The sequence below is a fragment of the Nonlabens sp. YIK11 genome (assembly GCF_001413925.1).
Lineage (GTDB): Bacteria > Bacteroidota > Bacteroidia > Flavobacteriales > Flavobacteriaceae > Nonlabens.
This window is the reverse complement of the sequence record NZ_LBMJ01000001.1, coordinates 1,650,647-1,675,377: the sequence shown is the minus strand read 5'-3', so window position 1 is coordinate 1,675,377 and position 24,731 is coordinate 1,650,647. Positions and strand designations below refer to the sequence as shown.

22 protein-coding genes are annotated in these 24,731 nt (G+C 41.1%); 11 read left to right on the top strand and 11 right to left on the bottom strand.

Features of this window, described 5'->3' with window-relative positions:
- The 3 genes from mutL to AAU57_RS07575 form a co-directional block, all read right to left on the bottom strand.
- On the bottom strand, window positions 1-1,860 hold the full coding sequence (mutL, locus tag AAU57_RS07585; RefSeq protein ID WP_055412334.1) for a DNA mismatch repair endonuclease MutL: 1,860 nt from the start codon (window positions 1,858-1,860) through the stop codon (window positions 1-3).
- Window positions 1,861-1,868: 8 nt separating this feature from the next.
- Complete coding sequence (locus AAU57_RS07580; RefSeq protein ID WP_055412333.1) at window positions 1,869-2,153, bottom strand: hypothetical protein; 285 nt, start codon at window positions 2,151-2,153, stop codon at window positions 1,869-1,871.
- 81 nt (window positions 2,154-2,234) lie between these two features.
- The gene (locus AAU57_RS07575) at window positions 2,235-3,854 is read right to left on the bottom strand and encodes an ABC-F family ATP-binding cassette domain-containing protein (RefSeq protein ID WP_055412332.1); all 1,620 of its coding nucleotides are present in this window, start codon (window positions 3,852-3,854) and stop codon (window positions 2,235-2,237) included.
- 147 nt (window positions 3,855-4,001) lie between these two features.
- Between AAU57_RS07575 and AAU57_RS07570 the strand changes: the two genes are divergently transcribed.
- A complete protein-coding gene (locus AAU57_RS07570) occupies window positions 4,002-5,450 on the top strand; it encodes a TlpA family protein disulfide reductase (protein ID WP_055412331.1) in 1,449 nt (482 codons plus the stop codon).
- 144 nt (window positions 5,451-5,594) lie between these two features.
- On the opposite strand, the gene fsa is transcribed toward AAU57_RS07570, so the two are convergent.
- Window positions 5,595-6,251, bottom strand: a complete 657-nt coding sequence (fsa, locus tag AAU57_RS07565; RefSeq protein ID WP_055412330.1) for a fructose-6-phosphate aldolase — start codon at window positions 6,249-6,251, stop codon at window positions 5,595-5,597.
- Window positions 6,252-6,364: 113 nt separating this feature from the next.
- On the opposite strand from fsa, the gene AAU57_RS07560 reads away from it, so the two are divergent.
- The 5 genes from AAU57_RS07560 (at window position 6,365) to AAU57_RS07540 (ending at window position 12,532) form a co-directional block, all read left to right on the top strand.
- A complete protein-coding gene (locus AAU57_RS07560) occupies window positions 6,365-7,177 on the top strand; it encodes an SUMF1/EgtB/PvdO family nonheme iron enzyme (RefSeq protein ID WP_055412329.1) in 813 nt (270 codons plus the stop codon).
- An 84-nt stretch (window positions 7,178-7,261) separates the two neighbouring features.
- Window positions 7,262-7,795, top strand: coding sequence for a DUF421 domain-containing protein (locus tag AAU57_RS07555; RefSeq protein ID WP_055412328.1), 534 nt, complete (start codon window positions 7,262-7,264; stop codon window positions 7,793-7,795).
- Window positions 7,796-8,764 carry a calcium/sodium antiporter gene (locus AAU57_RS07550; RefSeq protein ID WP_055412327.1) on the top strand — a complete coding sequence of 323 codons (969 nt, stop codon included), beginning with the start codon at window positions 7,796-7,798 and terminating at the stop codon, window positions 8,762-8,764.
- A 113-nt stretch (window positions 8,765-8,877) separates the two neighbouring features.
- The gene (locus AAU57_RS07545) at window positions 8,878-11,064 is read left to right on the top strand and encodes a glutamine synthetase III (RefSeq protein WP_055412326.1); all 2,187 of its coding nucleotides are present in this window, start codon (window positions 8,878-8,880) and stop codon (window positions 11,062-11,064) included.
- A 289-nt stretch (window positions 11,065-11,353) separates the two neighbouring features.
- Window positions 11,354-12,532 carry an AIR synthase related protein gene (locus AAU57_RS07540; protein WP_055412325.1) on the top strand — a complete coding sequence of 393 codons (1,179 nt, stop codon included), beginning with the start codon at window positions 11,354-11,356 and terminating at the stop codon, window positions 12,530-12,532.
- Window positions 12,533-12,618: 86 nt separating this feature from the next.
- On the opposite strand, the gene AAU57_RS07535 is transcribed toward AAU57_RS07540, so the two are convergent.
- Together AAU57_RS07535 and AAU57_RS07530 are read right to left on the bottom strand one after the other, a co-directional pair.
- Complete coding sequence (locus AAU57_RS07535; protein WP_055412324.1) at window positions 12,619-13,863, bottom strand: ArnT family glycosyltransferase; 1,245 nt, start codon at window positions 13,861-13,863, stop codon at window positions 12,619-12,621.
- Between the two features lie 73 nt (window positions 13,864-13,936).
- Entirely contained in the window at window positions 13,937-14,413 is a 477-nt protein-coding gene (locus AAU57_RS07530) for a peptide-methionine (S)-S-oxide reductase (protein ID WP_055412323.1), read from the bottom strand.
- A gap of 63 nt (window positions 14,414-14,476) precedes the next feature.
- On the opposite strand from AAU57_RS07530, the gene prfA reads away from it, so the two are divergent.
- The 5 genes from prfA (at window position 14,477) to pyrF (ending at window position 18,348) form a co-directional block, all read left to right on the top strand.
- Entirely contained in the window at window positions 14,477-15,553 is a 1,077-nt protein-coding gene (prfA, locus tag AAU57_RS07525; protein ID WP_055412322.1) for a peptide chain release factor 1, read from the top strand.
- 159 nt (window positions 15,554-15,712) lie between these two features.
- Window positions 15,713-16,324, top strand: a complete 612-nt coding sequence (locus AAU57_RS07520) for a hypothetical protein (RefSeq protein WP_156340046.1) — start codon at window positions 15,713-15,715, stop codon at window positions 16,322-16,324.
- Between the two features lie 29 nt (window positions 16,325-16,353).
- A complete protein-coding gene (locus tag AAU57_RS07515; protein WP_055412320.1) occupies window positions 16,354-16,980 on the top strand; it encodes a hypothetical protein in 627 nt (208 codons plus the stop codon).
- Complete coding sequence (locus AAU57_RS07510) at window positions 16,967-17,536, top strand: hypothetical protein (RefSeq protein ID WP_055412319.1); 570 nt, start codon at window positions 16,967-16,969, stop codon at window positions 17,534-17,536. The genes AAU57_RS07515 and AAU57_RS07510 overlap by 14 nt, the downstream gene beginning before the upstream one ends.
- Complete coding sequence (pyrF, locus tag AAU57_RS07505) at window positions 17,536-18,348, top strand: orotidine-5'-phosphate decarboxylase (RefSeq protein ID WP_055412318.1); 813 nt, start codon at window positions 17,536-17,538, stop codon at window positions 18,346-18,348. Before AAU57_RS07510 ends, pyrF begins: the two co-directional genes overlap by 1 nt.
- Here pyrF and AAU57_RS07500 read toward each other — a convergent pair.
- The 5 genes from AAU57_RS07500 to AAU57_RS15235 form a co-directional block, all read right to left on the bottom strand.
- Window positions 18,345-19,229, bottom strand: coding sequence for a hypothetical protein (locus AAU57_RS07500; RefSeq protein WP_055412317.1), 885 nt, complete (start codon window positions 19,227-19,229; stop codon window positions 18,345-18,347). The genes pyrF and AAU57_RS07500 overlap by 4 nt on opposite strands.
- Window positions 19,222-20,073 carry a hypothetical protein gene (locus AAU57_RS07495; RefSeq protein ID WP_055412316.1) on the bottom strand — a complete coding sequence of 284 codons (852 nt, stop codon included), beginning with the start codon at window positions 20,071-20,073 and terminating at the stop codon, window positions 19,222-19,224. Before AAU57_RS07495 ends, AAU57_RS07500 begins: the two co-directional genes overlap by 8 nt.
- Window positions 20,074-20,162: 89 nt before the next feature.
- A complete protein-coding gene (locus AAU57_RS07490) occupies window positions 20,163-22,139 on the bottom strand; it encodes a DUF3352 domain-containing protein (RefSeq protein ID WP_055412315.1) in 1,977 nt (658 codons plus the stop codon).
- A gap of 12 nt (window positions 22,140-22,151) precedes the next feature.
- Window positions 22,152-23,780, bottom strand: coding sequence for an acyl-CoA carboxylase subunit beta (locus AAU57_RS07485; RefSeq protein ID WP_055412314.1), 1,629 nt, complete (start codon window positions 23,778-23,780; stop codon window positions 22,152-22,154).
- 122 nt (window positions 23,781-23,902) lie between these two features.
- Window positions 23,903-24,703 (bottom strand): M23 family metallopeptidase, encoded by an 801-nt coding sequence (locus AAU57_RS15235; RefSeq protein ID WP_055412313.1) that lies wholly within the window; start codon window positions 24,701-24,703, stop codon window positions 23,903-23,905.
- Window positions 24,704-24,731: the final 28 nt, after the last annotated feature.

Sequence of the window (24,731 nt, the reverse complement as noted above, 5' to 3'; positions counted from 1 at the left end):
CTAGTTAAATTTTGAATTAAGGTGGTCGCCCGTCAGATTGATAAAAACTTTCTTTCTTTGAGCGGTTAGCTCTGGTTCCTTGCAGGCAAACAATTCATCAATCAACTGTTCCATTTGTTGTTTGTTGAGGGCATCACCCGTTTTTATGGCCATTTTTGAAGCCATTCTAGAGGCCAGTCGGTCTACGTGGGAAAAACTACCGTCTGGTAATTCTTCTTGTTGGAATGCAATTATGGAATCCAACAATGGCTCTACATCTGTTTCCTTCAAATCTAACGGTAAACCTTCTATTTCAATGTTGGCGTTTTCCAAATTTTTAAAAAGAAACCCAACACTCTCAAGCTCGGTTTGCAGCTGTTTCAAAATCGTGACCTCTTCTTGTGGTCGATTAATGGAAATGGGAAACAGCAATTGCTGGCTCACGCCGTTCTGTACGGTGAGTTGTCGCAACAACTGCTCATACAAGATTCGCTCGTGTGCCCGGTTTTGGTTAATGACTAGCAATCCACTTTGTAGCGTACTAATTATAAACTTGCGCTGCAGCTGGAAAATATTGGTGTCGTTTGTGGCTTCTTCTGGAGAGAAGAGTGATTGTTCCGCTTTCGCGCCTGCCTGCCGGTCAGGCAGGAAAGTGAGATTCTCATCCGTCATCGTGGAATCCTCATCCAGTCCAGCATATAAAGCTTCCCATGCAGGCGACTTTTCTGGTCTATAACCGTTGGATTTTGGGGTGTTGCTCGACCTGGAATCGGTTTGCTTGAACGGATTGAAGTCTGGATCTACCTCAATGCGTGGCGCGCTGGCGGCACTTCTCGCCTTTTCATATGGCAAATCGAGCTCCATATCTTTCTGGAAATCAATGGAGTCAATGCTAAATTGTCCCAAGGCATGCTTGACACTGGCACGAACGATGGCATAGATGCTGTGTTCATCCTCAAACTTGACTTCAGTTTTTGTGGGATGAATATTTATATCGATACTGTCTGGCGGCACATCCAGGTATATAAAATAACTGGGGTTTGCCTTATCTGGCAGTAAACCTTCAAAAGCACTGACCACGGCATGATGCAGATAGGAATGTTTTATGAACCTATCGTTAGCAAAAAAGTATTGTAGGCCTTTTGTTTTACGGGCAAATTCTGGTTTGCCTATGTAGCCATGGATGGAAAGCAGTTCTGTTTCTTCTTTGAGCGGCACGAGCTTGTCATCGACCCTAGAACCCATGATGTTGACGATGCGATGTCTGTAAGAACCAGCTGGCAGGTTGAACAGCTCACTGTCGTTGTTGATAAATTTGAAGGCAATTTGTGGATGCGCCATGGCGACGCGATGGAATTCATTAGTGATGTTGCGCAGTTCCACGCTGTCCGATTTCAGAAATTTGCGTCTAGCAGGAACATTGTAAAAAAGGTTGCGTACACTTATCATGGTACCGGCTGGCGTTACGACTGGTTCCTGACCGGTAACTTTGCTGCCTTCAATATCGAGTTGCGTGCCCAGGTCATCTTCCTCACGTCTGGTCTTGACACTCACGTGTGCGATCGCTGCCACTGATGCCAGTGCCTCACCTCTAAAACCTTTAGTAGCCAGTGCAAAAAGATCCTCGGCACTGCTGATTTTTGATGTAGCATGACGTTCAAACGCCATACGTGCATCTGTCGTGCTCATACCTTTACCGTCGTCAATCACTTGCACCAGCGTTTTTCCAGCGTCCTTAATGATTAGGGTAATCGCTTTCGCGGAAGCGTCAATAGCATTCTCCAACAACTCTTTGACCACACTGGCAGGACGTTGAACGACCTCGCCGGCCGCAATCTGGTTTGCTACATGATCTGGTAATAAACGTATGATGTCTGACATAAAGTCAATTAGAAACTAAAAATGGATAGGTCAAAGTCGATGAACCATAGAAACAGAAGTATCAAAATGGCCACAATGATATAAATACGGGTGCGCGCCGTACGCTCAGTTCCTTCCTTATAATCGCGCATGGCATTATTGAACTTAGTCTTAAGCCCACGGTTATCGATGGTCGACCTGTAATCATCAAACTTATGCCTGATCTCAAACGGATTGCCATCCTTGTCCTCATTCTTGTAGTAACGAGGCTCGTAAGAATATTTTTTGTTTTTGCGACGTGATAGAACTCCCATAATCTGTGCTCTTTACAAATTTAATTACAAATCAATAGAGTCAGAACAAAGATGATGCCTATCTATCAACAACGATAGCCTTTAAGCGCCGTACATCTTGTTGCGCAACTCTTTGATATCCTTATTGTCCATATAATCCTCAAAAGTAGAATAACGGTCAATCGCACCTTTTGGAGTCAATTCAATCACACGGTTACCTACGGTTTGAGCAAACTGATGGTCGTGTGTGGTCAACAGAACGGTTCCCTTAAAGTTACCCAAACTGTTGTTGAAGGCTTGAATGGATTCCAGGTCCAAGTGGTTGGTAGGTTCATCTACCATCAACACGTTAGCTCTCTTCATCATCATTCTGGAAAGCATACAGCGCACCTTCTCACCACCAGAAAGTACTCTGGCACTTTTCAGGGCTTCTTCTCCAGAGAAGATCATTTTACCAAGGAATCCGCGGAGGAATACTTCTTCACGTTCTTCCTCAGTTTGTGCGTATTGACGCAACCAGTCTACCAGATTCATATCCACATCAAAGAACTCTGAGTTGTCCACAGGCAAATAACTTTGAGTAGTGGTTACACCCCAATCGTAAGTCCCAGCATCTGCCTTAGTCTTACCGTTGATGATGTCATAGAATAAAGATGTGGCGCGGCTATCCTTAGAATAAAGAATGACTTTATCGCCTTTGGCGAGGTTGATATCTACATCCTTGAACAACACCTCACCGTCGATAGATCCAGCCAGCTTCTTTACATTTAAGATCTGGTCACCTGCCTCGCGATCGCGTTCAAAAATGATGGCAGGATAACGTCTGGAAGAAGGCTTGATTTCGGCTATGTCCAGCTTTTCTATCATTTTTTTACGAGAAGTAGCTTGTTTGGACTTGGCGACGTTCGCGCTGAATCGAGCAATAAATTCTTGTAATTCTTTTTTCTTTTCTTCGGCTTTTTTGTTGGCTTGTTGACGTTGTCTTGCCGCAAGCTGCGAGGACTCATACCAGAAGGTATAGTTACCACTATATTGATTCACTTTACCGAAGTCAATATCTGCAATGTGCGTACAGACCGCATCTAGAAAGTGACGGTCGTGAGATACCACGATCACTGTATTTTCATAGTTGGCCAAAAAGTTCTCCAACCAGTTGATCGTTTCATAATCCAGGTCGTTAGTAGGCTCATCCATGATCAAAACGTCAGGATTACCGAAGAGAGCCTGTGCCAATAGCACACGTACCTTCAATTTGTTATCCATGTCCTGCATGAGCGTGTAGTGATATTCCTCACCTATTCCCAGGTTGGACAATAAAGATGCTGCAGCACTGTCTGCATTCCAGCCATCCATTTCTTCAAATTTCACTTGAAGCTCGCCTATTTTCTCTGCGTTCTCGTCTGTATAATCGGCATAGAGCGCGTCGATTTCAGATTTTAATTTATAAAGTGGCTTGTTTCCTTTAAGAACGGTTTCCAGTACGGTATCCTCATCATGTGCATTGTGATCCTGCTCCAGCACGCTCATACGTTTTCCTGCTTCCAGATGCACATGACCGCTGGTAGGTTCCATCTTACCGGTCATGATCTTTAAAAAAGTGGACTTACCAGCACCGTTTGCACCAATAATACCGTAACAATTGCTACCGCCAAATTTTGCGTTGACCTCATCAAAAAGGACGCGTTTCCCAAATTGAACGGATAGATTTGAAACTGTTAGCATAGCATGATTTTTAAGGCTGCAAAAGTACTGATTTCCTACATATTATTACTTAAAACACCAGTCCTTATTTAACAGCCCATTAACTGCTGTAGTCGACCAGAACCTCTTTTTTTGTAACGCTCCAAAATAAAATGAAGAATTGTTCATATGATTAAGCTCTTTACGCTTTCGCGAAAGCGAACTATTACCACAAGGCTGCTTATTCTATCCATCATATGGATCCCATTTCTTTATTCCTGTGAAGAAGATACCAGCGGAACTACCTATATAAGTGGTAAAGTGGTCAATCCTGAAGCGTCGTACGTGGTAATCACTGATTATATGGATGTTAGGGATACCTTACAGCTGGATGATCATGGTAATTTTCAAGCCACCTATGAAGATTTAAAATCTGGATTGTACAGTATCTCCTATCCTGGCGAGTATCAATCCTTTTACGTTGACAAAGGTGATAGTCTAGGAATGCGAGCCAATACTAAGGCCTTTGATGAGACTCTTGCATTTACTGGTGCCCACTCAAGGGAAAATAATTTTCTTATTCAGTTATATATTGACATAGAAAAGTCCAACATGAGACTGCTCAAGTACAAGAATGAGTCTCCAGAAGTATTTTACAAGAACGTTCAAAATGTCAAAAAAGAACGTCTTAAAAATCTAGACAATGCTGTTGCCAAGTACAATTTTGAGGATCGATTTGTTGATTTTGCTAGATTCATCATTAACCTCAATAGTTATTATGAGCTAGAGCGTTACCCTATTCTTAATGATGGGAATCCTTATGAGGATGAAGGTGTCGTGTTCCCTGAGGAGTTTTTTGCACACAGACAAAGATTGGACCTTAATAAAACCAAGTTACTTAATAATTATGCGTTCCGTCCTTTCATGAACGCGATGGTGTCCAACATTGCTTTTAAAAAACTATCCATCAAGAATGATGATGATGTAGATCTCAACAGCTATTATTATAATAAAGAGCGACTCGCCATAATTGACAGTACACTTACTGACGAGACCTTGAAGAATTACTTTGCAGCGAGCGAGATACGCAATTTTATAAGACGTCGCAAAAATGCCAAAGACATCAACCTTTTAGTCAATGATTTTTTGACTATTTCTACAGACGAACGAGTCAATGCAGAAATTGCCCAAATGGCATCTACCTACATCTCGCTAGATCCTGGGCAACCATTACCTAATTTTAAGTTGCGTGATATTGAGAATGAAACTGTCATGCTTAAGGAAGAGGTCAAGAATCTTAGTGTTCTGTATTATTGGTCGATTAAGGATAAAAATTATGCGGTAGGTATTCACGAACAAGTGAAGGATTTGCAGCTCAAGTACCCTGAAATAGAATTTATAGGAATCAACATTGATGATTTAGGCTATGACGAGTGGCAGGACGTTATTGCTCAAAATAACTTTAGGGATTCCCGTGAATTTCAAATCTCTGGAAGATCCTCCGTTGAGCGCCAACTTGCCCTGCGCAACAGCAATCGCAGCATGGTGGTAGATCATGACCTCACCATTATCGACCCCAACATCAATTTATTTTACTACAGGATTGAAACTACCTTACTAGGATATATCAATCGTTAGTATTTAAGCTGAGTACGATTCCCAAATTTTTTCATGCGGACAGAGATGTGAATTCTCATTTGACTCCTTAGTTTTCACCACATAAAAAAGCCGAAACACATTGATGTGTTTCGGCTTTTTTCAATTCAGGACTCTTTGGATAGATTAAGAGTTTCCTTTTTTATAGTCGGCTAAGAATTTTGCTAGACCTATGTCTGTCAATGGGTGCTTAAGCAATCCTTCTATTGAAGATAATGGTCCGGTCATCACGTCTGCACCTAACTTGGCACATTCTAAAATATGCATGGTGTGACGTACCGATGCTGCAAGAATCTCAGTTTCAAAACCGTAGTTGTCATAGATCAATCTGATCTCTGCAATAAGGTTCAAACCATCTGTGCTGATGTCATCCAATCTACCTATAAATGGAGAAACGTAAGTTGCACCAGCCTTTGCAGCTAGCAATGCCTGACCTGCACTAAATACTAAAGTACAGTTGGTCTTGATTCCTTTATCAGAAAAATACTTGATTGCTTTGATACCATCTTTAATCATAGGCACCTTTACCACGATCTGGCTATTGAGCGCTGCAAGCTTCTCACCTTCTTCTACCATACCATCAAAGTCGGTCGAGATCACCTCTGCACTGACATCACCATCCACGATCTCGCAGATTTTCTTGTAGTGGTTGATAATATTTTCTGCACCAGTAATGCCTTCCTTTGCCATCAAGCTAGGATTAGTGGTGACTCCATCCAGCACGCCTAGATCTTGCGCATCTGCAATTTGATCAAGGTTTGCGGTATCAATAAAGAATTTCATAAGAATACGGGCTTAAATTTGAAGTAAAAATACAAGTCTCAATGGGTTTGTGGTCCACGGTTTATGCTATTTTTGATCAGAACTTATTAACGAACCGCTCAAACCTACTTTAAATGAAATTTTTCCAGAGCCGTATTTTCCTGTTGATAATTTTCTGTTTTGTGCTTCTATCCTGCAACAGCCCAAAGAAGTCGCTCACACCAGAAGCGCTTGAGGTTAATGCCATTGACGTGCCGCCAGGAACACTTAAAGTAAATGACACTTTGTACGTGGATCGAGTTCCAGTGACTAATTTGATGTACAATGAGTTTCTGGATAACCTTGAGAATTATTGGAGCATGAAAAAGCACGAGCGCATGCAGTTCTATCCACGTTATGATCTATCTCAAGATACCGTGTTCCAACCATGGACCGGTAACACCAGGTTGTACATGGAGGCCACTTATGAGAATCCTAAGGAACTCGTCAACAAACAACTCAAACTAGGTGAATACAGCAAAAACCCTAGATATGCTTACCATCCAGTGATAGGAATTTCAAAATTTCAAGCAGAGTTGTTCTGTTTGTGGCGATCTGATCTGTCCAATGCGGTGTACGCCATACGCAGCAAGTCAGAAAAGAAACGAGCCAAGTTTCCCTATAAGGTCAACTATCGCCTGCCCAAACAGAAAGAAATGCTCCAGATTGAAAATCAGTTAAGTAGTCGCGACAGGATTCGCTACTATCAAGACGACATGTTCTCTGCCATGGCTAGTACGCTCACCTTTAAAGAATTGCAGGAAAATGGCAACCTGATGATTCTGGAACTTAAGGAAATCGGTCAAGACGGCACCTATCTGCCCTTGTTTAACCAGCCACTTCAATATTACGATCGCGCCGAGTTGAAAACAGGTTTCCGTTGTGTTTGTGAAGTGGAAAAGAAGTAGTACTTTCCTCACAACTCAAAGGCTTAAAATGTTTTCGCTTTCGCGAAAGCGAACTCCTTTCACACCATCTAAATAACCAAAATCATGGACATCAATTGGAAACTATATACGGATAAGATTGAGTTCATGCCCGAGGTAATCGTGGGCACTGTATTTCTCTATATCTTATTGATCGTCTTTACGAGACTGTTTGGTCTGAAGAGTTTTAGTAAAATGACTGGCTTTGACTTTCTCAATACGGTGGCCATAGGTAACTTGCTTGCAATGAGCGCTGCCACGAGTTCTCCATCATTATTTGTGGGCGCTCTATTAATAGGGATGTTGTACCTAATGAACTATCTGGTTACCTATGTCATGTTTAAAAGTAAAACTGCAAGATCGATGATCGATAATACACCTATCCTACTCATGAAAGACGGCGAAATTATTGAGGAAAACTTGCAAAAAACCAAAGTCACCAAAAATGAACTGAGAGGTAAGTTGCGCGAGGCCAATGTAATCAGGTTGAGCGAGGTGCGCGCCGTAGTGCTGGAAACCACTGGCGATGTGAGCGTCCTGCACACAAGTGGTGAAGAGCGCATGGAGGATTTTATCATGGAGGATGTTGAAGGTTATTAGATGAGTATTCTTTATATCATTCTGGGTTTTGTGTTGCTGGTGGCTGGTGGTGAGTTTTTGGTACGCTCATCAGTTGGGCTATCCCTCAAACTGAACCTGTCTAGAATGATCATTGGGCTTACCGTGGTTTCTTTTGCGACGAGTGCGCCAGAACTGATTGTGAGCGTTCAAGGTGCCCTCAATGGACTTTCGGCACTTGCGGTTGGGAATGTAATAGGATCCAACATTGCCAATATTGGAATCGTTTTAGGCGCCACTGCGGTTGTGGCACCACTGGCCATGGATAAGGATTTCTTTAAATTCAACTGGTTGTGGATGGTGGTTTTTAGCCTTATTTGCTATGCGGTTTTATGGACGGGAAACAACATCACCCGGCTGGAAGGTGTTTTTCTTATAGCTTTATTAGTGCTTTTCTTAGTGTTGCTCATTCGCCGTGCTCGTAAACAACCAGCTGCGGTAGATATTGACCTGGATATGGATCTGGACGAAAGCGCTCAAAAAAACAAATGGTGGAAAATCATTCTCTATTTATTATTAGGTGGTGCCGCACTATGGCTGGGATCTGAATGGCTGGTGAAAGGTGCTGTCGAGATTGCCACGGCACTAGCTATTCCTGAAGGTGTGATAGCAGTTTCCATGATCGCTGTAGGAACCTCGGTTCCAGAACTGGCCGCCTCTCTTATTGCCGCCATCAAGAAAGAAAAAGCCATTTCCTTAGGTAATCTGGTGGGAAGCAACATTTTTAATATAGGATCTGTTTTGGGAATAACCGCTGTGATCCAACCTATAGAAATCGATGGTCAAAACCTTTCACTCCTTAGTAATGATATTTTGTGGATGATAGGATTTGCCGTCGTACTGTTACCTCTTGCCTTTTTACCTAAACGATTTGTGATTTCTAGATTCAAGGGAATTGGATTATTGGCAATTTACGGCCTGTTTATTTATTATATCTTCAACGCCCTATAGTATTTAGGGCTTCAGCACGAATTTTTTTGAGCTATTAACGTTAAACCCCATTTTTTTTAGGGGTGTTTTTCTTATTTTAATATTTTTACACCACTAATTCAATTAAATCCAATATGTCCACACTTAGATTTCAAGCAATCAAAGAGACGTTGAATCGTCAACCAATTCCAGTGACGGAACCAGAACGCCGCAGTAGTATTTTCGGTAAGCATGTGTTTAACAAATCTGCCATGCGTCACCACTTGACAAAACAAGCTTACAAAAGCGTTATGTCTGCCATGGAAACGGGTACTAAAATAGATCGTGAAATTGCAGACCATATCTCTACAGGTATGAAAGATTGGGCAATTCAAAATGGAGCAACACATTACACGCACTGGTTCCAACCACTAACTGGATCAACAGCAGAAAAGCATGACGCCTTTTTTGAGCTGGAAATGAGCGGTGAAGTAATGGAAAAATTTGATGGAGGCCAATTGGTACAACAAGAGCCAGATGCATCTTCTTTCCCTAACGGCGGAATTAGAAATACTTTTGAGGCACGTGGTTACACGGCATGGGATCCTACATCCCCTGCGTTTATCATGGGTACTACATTGTGTATCCCAACCGTATTTGTTGCTTATACTGGTGAAGCGCTGGATTTCAAAACTCCTTTACTTAGATCACTCCAAAGCATAGATCAGGCAGCGACAGCGGTTTGTAAATATTTTGACAAAAATGTTTCTAAAGTAGTGGCTACACTAGGATGGGAACAAGAATATTTTCTTATTGATAGTGCGTTAGCATCATCTAGACCAGACCTTGATCTTTCAGGTCGTACCTTGTTAGGTCATGCATCTGCAAAAGGTCAACAGTTAGATGATCACTATTTTGGTTCTATTCCTTCACGAGTATTGAATTTCATGCGTGACATGGAAACAGAATGTATGCTATTAGGTATACCTGTAAAAACCAGACACAATGAGGTGGCACCTAACCAGTTTGAATTAGCTCCTATTTTTGAAGAAGCTAACCTAGCAGTAGACCATAACAGTTTATTGATGGATGTGATGCGCAAGACCGCAGCGAGACACCATTTTAAAGTACTATTCCACGAGAAGCCTTTTGCAGGAATCAATGGTAGTGGTAAGCACAATAACTGGTCACTCTCTACCAATACTGGAGTAAACCTATTGGGTCCTGGTAGTACTCCTATGAAGAACCTTCAATTCTTGACGTTCTTCATCAATACCATCAAAGCCGTTCACGATCATGAAGAATTAGTGCGTGCATCGATTGCAAGTGCGTCTAACGATCACCGTTTGGGAGCAAATGAAGCACCACCAGCGATTATCTCTGTATTTATTGGTTCTCAACTAACAGACGTTTTAGACCAATTAGAAAAAGTCACTGATGGTAAACTAACGCCAGAAGAAAAAACGGATCTTAAACTAAATGTGGTAGGTAAAATTCCAGAAGTGATTCTAGACAATACCGACCGTAACCGTACCTCACCGTTTGCCTTTACCGGTAACAAATTTGAGTTGCGTGCAGTAGGTTCCATTGCCAACTGTGCCAACCCAATGACGGTTCTTAATGCCATCGTTGCTAAACAATTGATCGAATTCAAAAAAGAGGTAGATGCGTTGATCAAAGACAAGAAGCTTAAGAAAGACGAAGCTATCTTTAATGTACTGAGAGAATACATCAAGAAGTCCAAGAAAATCAGATTTGAAGGTGATGGTTACGGTGAAGCTTGGGCAAAAGAAGCTGCAAAAAGAGGCTTGAGTAATAATAAAACGACTCCTACTGCCTTAAAGGCTAAAATCTCCAAGAAATCCATAGCGCTATTTGAAGAACTCAATATCATGAGTAAGATCGAGTCAGAAGCACGTTATGAGATCGAGATTGAAGAATATGCCATGCGCATACAAATTGAAGGACGTCTTTTAGGTGATATAGCACGCAATCATGTGATTCCTACAGCCATTAGATATCAAAACACGTTGATTGAAAACGTACGTGGTTTGAAAGAAATCTACGGTAAGGACTTCAAAAAGATTGCTCACGAGCAAATGGAGATCATTGAAGAGATTTCAGATCACATCGCCAAAATCAATAAAGGCATTACAGATATGACTGAAGCGCGCAAAAAAGCGAACAATGCAAAAGATGCGGTAGAGACCGCAGATCTTTATTGTGATGAAGTGAAGCCATTCTTTGAAGAAATTCGTTACCACTGTGATAAGCTAGAAATTTTAGTCGACGATGAACTATGGCCATTGACCAAATATCGAGAACTATTATTCACTAGATAATTAGATCTATCTTTATTCAAAATCCCCAGTATCAACTGGGGATTTTTTTTGATTAATTAGTGGCTCAAAGGCTTAATTACTTTGTGCATTAATTAACGCTAGATATCTAAACAGTCATAATTAAAGTCCTAAACACGCGGTCGATAGCATTCTAGCAAGTCAAGGATCTTCTAGACGTAAAGACTAACTCCTTTAGTTTAAAAGAAGTTGCTTCAAGTCATTTCCTTGCTTCAATAGATTCCTTCACCTTCACAAGAAAATCTAGGATCTTAAATAGTATTTTTGCCTTATGAGCAATGAGATTTCCAAAAGATACGCGCAACGCGGCGTTAGTGCAGGTAAAGAAGATGTACATAATGCGATTAAAAATGTAGATAAAGGCTTGTTCCCACAGGCTTTTTGCAAGATTGTTCCAGATTATTTGACCGGCTCAAACGACCATTGTCTCATAATGCATGCAGATGGCGCAGGTACCAAGTCTAGCCTTGCTTACACTTATTGGAAAGAAACAGGCGACATCTCTGTATGGAAAGGAATTGCACAAGATGCACTCATCATGAATATTGATGACCTGCTTTGTGTAGGTGCCACAGACAATATCTTATTGTCCAGTACCATAGGACGCAATAAAAACCTTATTCCTGGCGAGGTCATCAGTGCCATCATCAATGGTACGGAAGAACTCATTGCAGACCTAAAAAAACATGGGGTAGAAATCATCTCTACCGGTGGTGAAACGGCAGATGTAGGCGATTTGGTTCGTACGATCATTGTAGACTCCACGGTTACTGCTCGAATGAAGCGCAGCGATGTCGTGGACAATGCAAACATCCAGGCTGGAGATGTTATTGTTGGTTTGGCTAGCTATGGACAAGCCACCTACGAATCCGCCTATAATGGCGGTATGGGAAGTAATGGACTTACCAGTGCAAGACACGATGTGTTCCATAAGTCTATGGCCTCTAAATATCCTGAAAGTTTTGACGCAGCCGTTCCAGAAGATTTGGTTTATTCTGGATCAAAACATTTAACCGATTCCATTGAGAACAGTCCTATTGATGCAGGTAAATTAGTGCTCTCGCCTACTCGCACCTATGCGCCTATCATCAAGAAAATATTGAGCAGTGTTTCTAGAGAGCATCTACATGGCATGGTACATTGTAGTGGTGGCGCTCAGACTAAAATTCTACATTTCATAAAGAATTTACACATTGTTAAGGATCAGCTTTTTGATTTACCACCTTTGTTTAAGATGATTCAGGAAGAGTCTGGAACTGATTGGAAGGAAATGTATCAGGTATTCAACATGGGACATCGTATGGAGCTATACGTGAATGAGTCGATCGCACGAGATATCATTTCAATCTCAGAGTCCTTTAACGTACCAGCTCAAATTATCGGACGTGTAGAAGCTGCCGATTCCAAAAAACTGACGATTAAAAGTGAATTTGGAACTTTTGAATACTAAGTATTCCTGGTAACATTGCCTATTTCATAAAACAAACTTCAAGTACAAGCTAGTGTTGAAAGCCGGCAATTTCTTTTTCGATCAAGTTAATCCATTGTAATTCCTGCTTCTGGATTTTTCCATAGATAGATCATGTAAAAAATCCAAAAAAACAAGAACGGTAAAGCGGGAAAAAGCATCCGGGAATATGCACAGAGCAATGAGCTCCCTAAAAGATAAATAATTGCAAATGCTGCAGATGCCGTGACAACCAATGGCAGCCTCTTCCTTAGTGGAATCATCATTACAGTACTCAAGCAGATGAACACAAACAAAAAACTATTGGGCACGGCCAGAAGAATAAAAGAAAACTCTTGATACGTATAGCTATTAGGAATATCCAGAAATAACCTACTCACATTTGAGATGTAGTTTTTCAAGAACTTTTTTGGGTAGCTCAAGATATTCTCAAAAGCTTTCTCCTTTAAATATTTATCCTTCTCAACAGGTTCTAGTGTTTCAATAGAATTGAAAAACTCGTTGTGGTTCTCAAACTGCGGCTTTTTTTCAAATTCCCGGCCTCGTACCAGTACCCATTCACCTTGCTCACCTTCATACGGCGTACTCAACCAGTACAGACATTGCCCACCAGAATTGGCATAATAAGGAAATTCACCGGTCAAGCTATAAGTGTACGTCAAGTATGGCAGCGTTACGGCGTTAGCTAGTAGACAGATCAAGATCAAACGATAACACTTGGCTTTAAACGTACGGAATGCGATAAGCACCAGCAAAACGCATATAAACCCAAGAACGACATATGCAAAAATGACCTTGGTGAGAATAAGAAACCCAAGAGCCAGAGATGCTAGAATCAATTTCTTTATAGAAAACCTATTCAGAATTTCACAGAATAGAAACAGTATAGTGCTAGCCAGAAAAAAAGCAAAACCTTCTGAAAGAAGGTACCTAAGAGAAAAACTCACCTGTGGATAGTACAAACCTAAAAGATAGGCACCCCATAAAGCATGTCTTACCGATAAAAAACGCAAGCATGTGCGGTAGAAAAGCACAATGCCTGAAAACAGAAAGAAAACATTGATAAACTTCAACGCCGCTAGTGGCATGCCTAGCCAAACGAATGGTGCCAAAATAATGGGATAACCTGGTCCGTTCCATAAAAATAAAGGCCCATCAATGGCATAGCCACCATCAATAATATTTTGCGCATACATCAAGTATCGAGCTTGATCGCCGCCTAATTCTGTATCTATGGTCAAAAGAGCCACCACTATATAAAGCAACAGCAACGGTAACAGGTATAAAACAGGCAACCTTTTAAATAACGTCATTCCTAGTGCTTAACCCTTTATTTTAGCTCTCAAATTCATGTGTTTCACAAAAACAAAGTGAAGATATAGAATATCATTCATTGAACTTCCTTACAATTTCCAACTTTGGTTCAATGTATTTCACACAAAACGGCGCATCGGGTCGTGTACGGTAATAGTCCTGTATAGATTCCCGCGATGCCTTAAAGTCTGCAAATGGTAGGATTTGCGTGATGTATTTTTTATTTCGCTTTCGCGAAAGCGAACTCATCACCACCTTCACCTCTTCCATTTGAGCGTCATTCATCACATAAACCGCACTGCGATATTCTGATCGTCGCTGGTGTGCTACTGTAGAGGCATGCGTGGCCAGATGCACATCAAGAATTTTTTCAAAACTCACCATGGCTGGATCAATATCCAGCAAGATCGCCTCACTCCAGCTATCGATGGGTGACTCGCTTTTGATGTAGCCTTGTCTCACATTGGAAACTCCTTTCAATTGCTGGAAAACCGCCTCTGTACACCAGTGGCAGCCGCCGCCTAGACCTAGGGTTTGTGTGGTTTTCATTTTGAGGTTGTGGTTCGCAATTCAGTGCAATTTCCGTATTTTCGCAGGACTTGAGAAAAGAAGATGCTAGATAAATTAAACATAGTAAAAAATAGGTTTGACGAGGTGAATGACCTGATCATTCAGCCAGATATTATTTCTGACCAGAAACGATACGTCTCGTTAACTAAGGAATACAAAGACCTTAAGGACTTGATGGATAAGCGTGAAGAATACATCACACTTACCTCAAACCTTGAAGAAGCACAAGAGATCCTGGCAGACGGCAGCGATCCTGATATGGTAGAAATGGCGCAAATGCAGCTGGATGAAGCCAAAGAAGCCATTCCAAAACTGGAAGAAGAGATACGCATGATGATGATCCCTAAGGATCCTGAGGATGCTAAAAATGCCGTAATGGAAATTCGTGCTGGAACTGGTGGTGATGAGGCAAGTATCTTCGCTGGTGATCTTTTCAGGATGTATGAAAAATACTGTTCCAGTAAAGGCTGGAGCACCAACGTGGTCGACACCAGTTATGGAACCAGTGGCGGCTACAAAGAAATTATTTTTGAGGTTAATGGTGATGATGTATACGGCACTCTCAAGTTTGAGGCTGGCGTACATCGCGTACAACGTGTCCCACAAACTGAAACTCAAGGTCGTGTGCATACCAGTGCCGCAACGGTGATGGTACTACCAGAAGCAGAGGAATTTGATGTACAGCTGGACATGAGTGAGGTGCGTATCGAGCGCACTACCTCGACAGGTCCTGGTGGACAATCGGTAAATACAACCTATTCTGCCATCAAGCTGCACCACGAACCTACCGGTATGATCGTGAGTTGCCAGGATGAGAAGTCCTCACACAAAAACCTTGAAAAAGCATTGAAGGTACTGCGCTCCCGATTGTACGAGATCGAGCTGGCCAAGAAAATGGAAGCCGACAGTGCCAAGCGTAAAAGCATGGTAAGCTCTGGTGACCGTAGTGCCAAAATCAGAACCTACAACTATCCGCAAGGTCGTGTGACAGATCATAGAATCAACCTAACTTTGTATGATCTGGACAACATCATCAATGGTGATGTTCAAAAGATTATTGATGAGCTACAACTGGTCGACAATACCGAAAAGATGCAAATGAATGAAGATGGTATCTAAACGCTTTTGAAGCTTCACGCTTTTTTTGCCTTAACCATAGAAGTAATTAGATGAATGACAAAAAGCCTTTAAATTATAAAAATAAGAATGCTTCGTATGAAATTAGTATTCCCTATTTAAATTGATGGCCTAAGATTTTAATTGAATAACATTGAACTATTGAATATTCTAAAAAGACTACTTATCTGCTTCTTTGTATTCTCTGGAATTACGGCGATGAGTCAGGACTATGTAACGTCTGACAACTTCAAGTTGAAGTTGATCAAGGCAAAGAAAGCATCTGGTTCCACTTGGGAATACACGATAAAAACCTCAAAACAGACTAAAAAAGCTCAGGTAAGACTACGCCTTAAATCTTCAACAGGTAAAAAAGAAAGTTTTGACCCCAACAAATTTTACTTGGTATCTAATGAAGCTAAGGTTAGGGTGCGGCCGCTGGATGTTAGGTATAATTATGCAGCTGGCTGGATCTTTATACCCTTTGATAGACTAGCCTACAATCCTATAGATGCACAAAAAGTGAAAGATCTGGTATCCTACGATCCTGATATTGAAGACACTTTCCAAAATTATGGTCTTGACGGCTTTGAAAACATATCTCCAGAAATCAACTTTGGAACGAAGAAAAAACCTAAAGTCATTCCATCTTATCTTGAACCAGAAGATCTTAAATCATGCAAACTAGATTTGTATTTTGCGTTACCTAAGGAATTAAAAAACTTTGAGATTTATCATGGTGATGAGAAAATAGCTAACGTTACTCTCAAATAAAGTATCAAGATACATCAACCTGCTACAGCATGCGAGAATCGAGTCTAACCATTCTATCTAGTGACTTTTCAAAAACTTTAAAGTTTTTAACGGGTCTACTCCTTATCACTTTTACGACTGGTTGTGGTATTCAACAGGCCAACAAACAGCTCAATCCTCAAAATAAGATTGTAGGCAATCCTGCAGATAATTTGAGGTACGATTATGCTGGTACGTTTAATCAAGAAGATCTACAGTTTCTAAAAGATACGTTTAGATGGACTCAAGATGTTCTGGTAATCAATTATAATTTATCTGACGATAACTGCGCCATTCCCTATAACAAACCTACAGATCCCAAAACCAGATACGACCGTGCACGTAATTATTGGGATTCTTTTTATTCAGACATTGATCTAATGGGTGCCAAAGTAGTTCACGTAGAAGCCAGTGAGCGCTACGGCAAGGCCTTTGGATCTTATTCCAATCGCTACTATTGGGATGAAAAAGGGTTTTTATTGGATCACTTCTTCAACAATGCCCGTGAGTGTGAAAATGTACTGGTAGTCAATAAAGAAGGTAAGTTTTATCAGGAAAACAGGTCGTACAGTCAACAGCAAGTGGCCTTTTATATTGCGAAATTGAAAGACCAAATACCAAACTATGAATTGGAGTAATTCAATAATACCAACATTGCTATTTTTTGTTTGCACCACTATTTACGGTCAAAATGCAAAAAACGAATCTTGGAAAACGAGATTTGATTATCAAGGTCAGGTAATTCAAGAAAATCTAGACAAGTTTAAATCAAGTTATAATTGGGATGGTAAGGATATACTTTTAATTCATTACACCTATTCTAATTATAAATGTCCATTCGGCAAATTATCTAAAAGCCCTAAACGGAGACTTAAAAAGCAAAAATCTCAATTTATCGAATTCCTCAGTGAAATAGATTCTTCAGAAGTCAGTGTTCATTTTGTAGAAAAGGATGAAGAATTAGGAAAGGAGATGAATGAATTGGATCCAGATTTTCATGGCGATAGGAATCAGTTTCTAGCTAAACGCTATTTTGACAAACCCACAGACTGCATAGGCATATTTATCATAAACTCAGCTGGCAGGTATTATCAAAAAAATTATCATTATTACAAAGAGCAAATTAAATACTACGATGCTATGCTTCGACAGGATTTAAGGATGCGAAAAATGATCCTTAACGACTCCATTTAATGACTCCTCAAAACCTTTCCGATCAAATAAAAACTAAGAAATCATTCCTATGCGTAGGTCTTGATGTGGATTTGGAGAAGATTCCATCGCATTTGTTGCAGGAAGAAGATCCTTTGTTCGCTTTCGCGAAAGCGATTATCGACGCCACTCATGACCTGTGCGTGGCCTATAAGCCCAATACCGCCTTTTTTGAAGCTTACGGTGTGAAGGGTTGGAAATCACTGGATAAAACGATTAATTATCTAAATGAGAATTATCCTAACCACTTCACCATTGCAGATGCCAAACGCGGTGATATAGGCAATACCAGCTCGCGCTATGCCAAGGCTTTTTTTGAAGACCTCAACTTTGACAGCGTGACAATTGCACCTTATATGGGCAAGGACAGTGTGGAGCCGTTTCTTGAGTTTGAGGGCAAGTTTGCAATACTTTTGGCATTGACATCCAACGCTGGTGCATTTGATTTTCAAACCTTAACTGCAGCTGACCAACCGCTCTACCAACAGGTTTTACAGAAAGCTTCCCAATACAAAAACTCCAACCGACTTATGTACGTCGTGGGCGCTACAAAGGCTGAATACCTTAAAGAAATCAGACAGATTGTTCCAGGTTCTTTTTTACTCGTTCCTGGTGTAGGCGCACAAGGTGGCAGTCTGGAAGAAGTATTTAAATACGGCGCAAACGATCAGATAGGATTGCTGGTCAATTCTTCTCGTGGAATTATCTATGCATCAAATGGGCAAGACTTTGCAGATGCGGCGAGGAAAAAAGCGCAAAACTTACAGCAGCAGATGGGTGCTCTTTTAGGCTAAGTACGCTTGAAGATGCTTTTTGGATGGGCTACTCTGTAAGAATCTGGCTTATCCCTGAAGATTTCAGCAGCATCTAATTGTTCTTGATACATTTTTAAAGTCGCCCCTTTACAGAAACCATAGGAATAATGGTATTGAATTAATTCTAAATCTAGTTGACTCAATTCTTCAGGAGCATCTACACATGAGGAGAAATAGCTATTGCAGTCGAGTTCTCTTGTGTCTTCAAAATATCCTAGTGTCTTCACAAAATATCTTTTCAATTGCTTCAGGCGCATTTCTTGGTTGAAGTATACTTCTGGGTCAATCCTCAGTGCGCCCTTTTCAATAAAAGCACCTTTCCAGCTTAAATAAAAGTCTACCGCACTTGAACTCATTCTAGGTTCATATTCGTAAGACCCTTTGTAGTAAACTACAAAATTGGAATCCTCAACATTATTCACAATATCCATTTTAAGACTGTCCACTTTACTGGCTATGTTTAAGGCAAAGTCAGTTAACCCTTTCCTGTCTTTTCGATGTACTTCTTTAGAAAAATAAATACGCATTTCATCTTTCCAATATTTCATACTTGCGGGAAATGTGTCTCTAACATTCGGATCCTTGAAAGCAACTTTTTCGTAGATGTCCGTAAACTTTTTAGAACGATAATCAAATGGTACAGTGATTAAGTCTTTGTTAGGATTGTCAGCAAATCTGAAAAGAATGAGAGTATCTCGATCTTTAAATATCATAGTTTCCTTAGGTATATCTTCTAAAGATTGATTGGTAAACTTCAAAAAGTCTCTCAATCGAATAGAATCAACAACAGATGGCGAATGCTGTGCAGTGATGGTATTACAACAAAGTGCTATTAAAATATACCCTAAAATTTTATTCATAGTCTGGTTTGGTAAGTTTAATGAAATCGTCAAATCTAGGTCCGACTTTCCATAGAATATGGTAATGCATTTTTAATAATTCAATATCCATTTCCTCTACCCGTTCATTATTTTCGTAAGCATACGTGTTAAGGCTAGCAACATTGCCATCTGTAGAATTTCTAAAGTTGGTGATCACGTGATAAAAAAGATGTTTCAGTTTTTTAAGCGCAACGCTACCGTTATCAATTTCTTTATAATTGACCTTGATGAGCGTTTGGTATTTTGTCCCGTCATATCCTTTCCATTCTACATCCTTGATGTTGTCATAAGGCAGACCATCGGGAAATTTTTTTATGTAACGCTCGTAGCTTTTACTTCCAGGTTTTATTCGATATACTGAATCGTTAGTGTTAGCGACTGCCACATTAGACTTCTCCTTTTTATTAGTAAAATCGACGTTCAAATTTGGAATTCCTTGATAAGTTGATTTGACGTGCGTTTGGAAATTGTCTCTGAGAAGTTTTGGTAATTCAGGATCTAGAAAAATATGGACGGGTTTTTTCCACTGTACAATATTTACAGTAGATGGTTTGGAGTTTTTCCCATTGAATGAAAAAACGTACTTGAGATACATATTATAAAGGAAATCATCTTGATAAATGCTTTTATCATTTACCTCACCAAAATCCCTATCTGCACGAACTAAAGTATCATTTTTTAACACTAGAATGTCCTGATCAGATTCTATTTCTTGCTTTATAGCAATGTATTTTTTATAGGATTCAGAATCAGCTGCTTGAGATAAAGCTACCGCAGGTAAACAAATTATGAATAAAAGAAAAAGTGATCGGTTATATGTCATTTGTTTACTTAAAATCTAAATATAAACGTCTCTATCGAGAATAAAAAACCAATCCTCCAGATCTCAGTTCTCTTTGGAAATATAAAGGATCAATACCGCTTTTTATAAAACAGCTTCCCATCACGACCGTAGACCTTCCAGGTGCCGGTTTGCTCGCCATTTTTGTAGCGACCGGAGATCTTAAGGTCACCACTTGGATAATATTCTTTGTAAACGCCATGCGGCTGGCCGTCTTTTAAACTCACTCGCATTTTGAGTTTGCCGTTGGCATATTTGGTTTCGTAACGACTAGCGGTAAAATCACTGGGAAATAACTCAATCCTAAAAATACTTTTGGTATCGATCTCGTTATCGACGCTTACAAAATCAGTTGGGTAATCTTTGTATTTTTCTTCTAATCTCAAAACGTCAAGGTCGTAATCCTTGTCATAATGCAAGGCCAGTTTAGAAACAAACTGATCGTTTTGAGCGGTCAACTCCATGCCTAGTTGAGTCAGTTGAGAGAAAAATAGCTCTTCCTTCTGGAGCAATTCCTTGGATTCTCCGGTCAGATAAGCCTGCGCCGCCTTCATGGAAAGATTGGTATTTACATAAACAAACACGTTGCTTCTTGAACTGAATTCGTCCTCAAAATCGGTGAAGTAATCGTCCTCTTCCAACGTGTTGTCCTCTTCATAGGCATCGATGAACAATTTTAGGGTTTTGGGTGAATTGCTAAAAACCACATAATCATCAATGGTCGTATAATACGGTTTCTCGATACGCTCAAAAAGATTGCCCAGAATCAACTTGAAAAACCCTTTGATTTCCAGATAATTGATTTGATAATCGCGATAGGTCACGGCCTTGAATTTGACCGGCGTTCTCTTCCTGATTTTCTCTTGGATTTTTTGAAGGCTTGCGTTGCTCACGTCCACATCTTTAGATTTAAAGACCACGGCCAGTCCTTCTTGTTCTGATAGTTGTGGTGAGTACGCTTTCGCGAAAGCGATCTCATTATCCACCCAATCGTAAAAATCCTGCTCTAGGGAAATGTCGAGAAACTGCTCCACACGTTGCCTGCCGCTGGTATAGGTCGCTAGGGATTCAGGATTTGAGGTGGAAAGCAGCTCATAAAAATTGTTGTGTAGCTGCGTGAACTCATCAAAGCCAAAACTCATGAAAAATGCGGTTTCCTGTGGTAATACCTTAGGAATATCGCGGGCTGCCGTGCCGCTTTCTTCTAGGGCGCGCATCAGGCTGGTGGTCGCTGCATTGCCGGTGGTAAAGCCGGTGGCGGTGAGCAGCCTGTCGTTTTTCTCATCGATGTTCCAACCGGTGTAGGCAAAATCATCGGTAAGCATGTCCACCGACTCGCTGGGTTGTATCGAGAACACCCGATAGTATTCTTTCAGTTTTTTGTGGTTAAGGTAAAGTCGCAGCAAGCCATTTTGCCTGACCTCTTGTTGCACCTCGAGAAACTGGAGATCACGACCTATGACTGGATTCTGGAATTCTTTTATGCTGTCTTCCAACAATTTTGCATGGTAAGATGCAATCATCTGGTTTTCTATAAAACCTATCGTCAGCGTTTCAAAGCTTTCTAGATCTGTAATCTCAGTGAGCTCGATGTTTTCAAAATTGCGTTTGTTTACCTTAAAACCGTCGCTCACAAACTGATTAAGATTCTCTTTGATCAGGTTGAGTCTGGAAAGTTTGCCCAGATCCACAATGTATAAAAAGGCATAATCGTCACGCTTGATCATATGGGCACTTACGATCAGATCCCTATCGCCTATGATCTCAAACAGATCTGTATCTGACTGAAACATGGAATCAATGGCATTGAGCTTGGCACTCATGGCGTGAATCTGCTCATTAGACTGGAAATGATCCCAGATCTCGCTTTTGGAAAGTGTTTTGAGATTTGAGATAGGCTCGTCCATCTCAAAGAAGAACACGCTATCTGACGGAATCAGATAGATGGAATTGACGCTGTCCTGTTTAACTAAAAAGAAATGAATAGCTTGATAAACAAGAAATCCTATGATTCCTAAAATCGCTATCCAGATGATTTTCTTTTTCATGAGTACGTAGGTCTACGTCTGTATCACCCCAAGATTAAAGTCCTTCGCAATAGGCGCATGATTGGCAGCTTCTATTCCCGTGGAGATCCATTTCCTGGTATCTATAGGGTCAATGATCGCATCAGTCCAGATTCTAGCAGCGGCATAGTACGGTGAAACCTGATCGTCGTAGCGGTCTTTGGTTTTGGCAAAAAGCTCTTTTTCTTCTTCTTCGGTCAATTTCTTACCCGATTTTTCTAGCGAAGCTTTTTCAATTTGCATCAGCACTTTAGCAGCACTATTTCCTGACATCACGGCAAGTTCTGCACTAGGCCATGCCACGATCAATCGTGGATCGTATGCTTTTCCACACATGGCATAGTTTCCAGCGCCATAGCTGTTCCCTATCACGATCGTAAATTTAGGAACCACACTGTTGGAAACGGCACTCACCATTTTTGCTCCATCTTTTATGATACCGCCATGTTCGCTTTTGGAACCAACCATAAAGCCAGTAACATCCTGCAAGAACACTAACGGGATTTTCTTCTGGTTACAGTTGGCAATAAATCTTGTGGCTTTATCTGCACTATCGCTATATATCACACCGCCAAATTGCATTTCGCCCTTTTTGGTCTTTACAATCTTACGTTGGTTGGCCACGATTCCAACCGCCCAACCATTGATACGAGCATAACCCGTGATAATGGTTTGACCATAGCCAGCTTTGTATTCGTCAAAAGTATCTGCGTCAATAACCCGCTCGATAATTTCCATCATGTCATACTGTGCGCTGCGCTCTCGTGGCAAAACACCATACAGTTCTGATGGATCCTTGGCTGGTTTGACCGCTTTGACCTTGTTGAATCCAGCTTTGTCATAATCGCCTATTTTGTCCATGATGCGCTTGATCTTGTCCAGCGCATCCTTGTCGTCTTTGGCTTTATAATCAGTAACACCGCTTATCTCACAGTGTGTCGTCGCGCCACCTAGAGTCTCGTTATCAATGCTCTCGCCTATCGCTGCCTTTACCAAGTAACTACCTGCCAAAAAGATGCTGCCCGTTTTATCAACGATCAACGCCTCATCACTCATGATAGGCAGATAAGCACCACCGGCCACACAACTACCCATCACGGCTGCAATCTGGGTGATTCCCATGCTGCTCATCACGGCATTGTTTCTAAATATGCGTCCAAAATGTTCTTTATCAGGGAAAATCTCATCCTGCATGGGCAAATACACGCCAGCACTATCTACCAGGTAAATGATAGGCAAACGGTTCTCCATCGCAATTTCCTGTGCTCGTAGGTTTTTCTTACCCGTAATCGGGAACCAGGCACCAGCCTTTACGGTAGCATCATTTGCCACGACAATCACTTGACGACCTGCAACGTGACCTATTTTGACAACAACGCCGCCACTGGGACAGCCGCCATGTTCTGCATACATGCCATCACCAGCAAACGCTGCGATTTCCACTGCTTTTTCTGCATCGTCCAGCAAGTAGTCAATACGCTCACGAGCAGTCATCTTTCCTTTGGAATGATGCTTTTCAATGCGCTTCTCGCCGCCACCTAGACTGACTTTGGCCAGTTTTTGACGCAATTGCGATAATAGTAACTTATTGTGATCTTCGTTTTTGTTGAAGTCTAAATCCATGCAAGGTGCTTTTTCCCAAAAATAAAGCATTTGATGATGAAAATGATGTGGAATAGTTCGCTTTCGCGAAAGCGAATTCCCAACCATCTACTCTACAAATAAATAGCTGGATTCTTTTAAAATCAAGGCTTACGATAATGCCGATTCTCTTGAAGCTCGTAAGCCGCCACGGAATTTCCCAGCCAGAAACGTACGGGAATCGTGCGGTTCTGCCCAGAAAACTCTGGTCGATACACGGTAAAGTGCAAATGCGGACCTGTAGACCAGCCGGTATTGCCACTATAGCCTATATGCTGGTCCTTATTGACCTTATCGCCTTTGCGTACCAGTGAGCCATTGACCATGAGGTGCGTATATTCTGCAATGGTGCCGTCTTCATGAAGGATTTTGATGTAGTTGGCATACTCTAGACACTTCGGCTTTGTGCAGCCTAAGGATTGATCTTCCCTAACGGCGATGACAAGGCCACCACGAGCGGCGTGCACCGGCGTACCCGTAGGCATGCTAAAGTCGATTGCATATTTACCACGATGTGTACTGCTGCTGTTGTTGCCTTGGGAAACCCGGTAGGAAGCGGTTCTAGCATATGGCAAATGATACAAGAAATCCTGTGGTTCCTGGGTTTGATTACCTATGAGATATGAAGCGCTCGCTTTATAGCCGTAAGTATCTCGCTTGATCATGTGCAGCTGGAGTATCTCAAAGTTTTCGCTATGTGCTGGCACTACAAATACACGCTTAGAAGTATTCGCCTTAAGATTGTTGGGTTTGAGATCCAGCTTGACCGTAATGGGATAAGGTTCATTATTGGTGACTAGATACGCATAGCCATCATCAATAGCGACCGCACCACTCGTAACATCCAATTCCTGAGCGTCAACCGTAAAGAAAGATAAAATGAAAAGCACTAAAAGAAAACGCATGAAAAAGTCGCTTTTGAGATCGACTGTG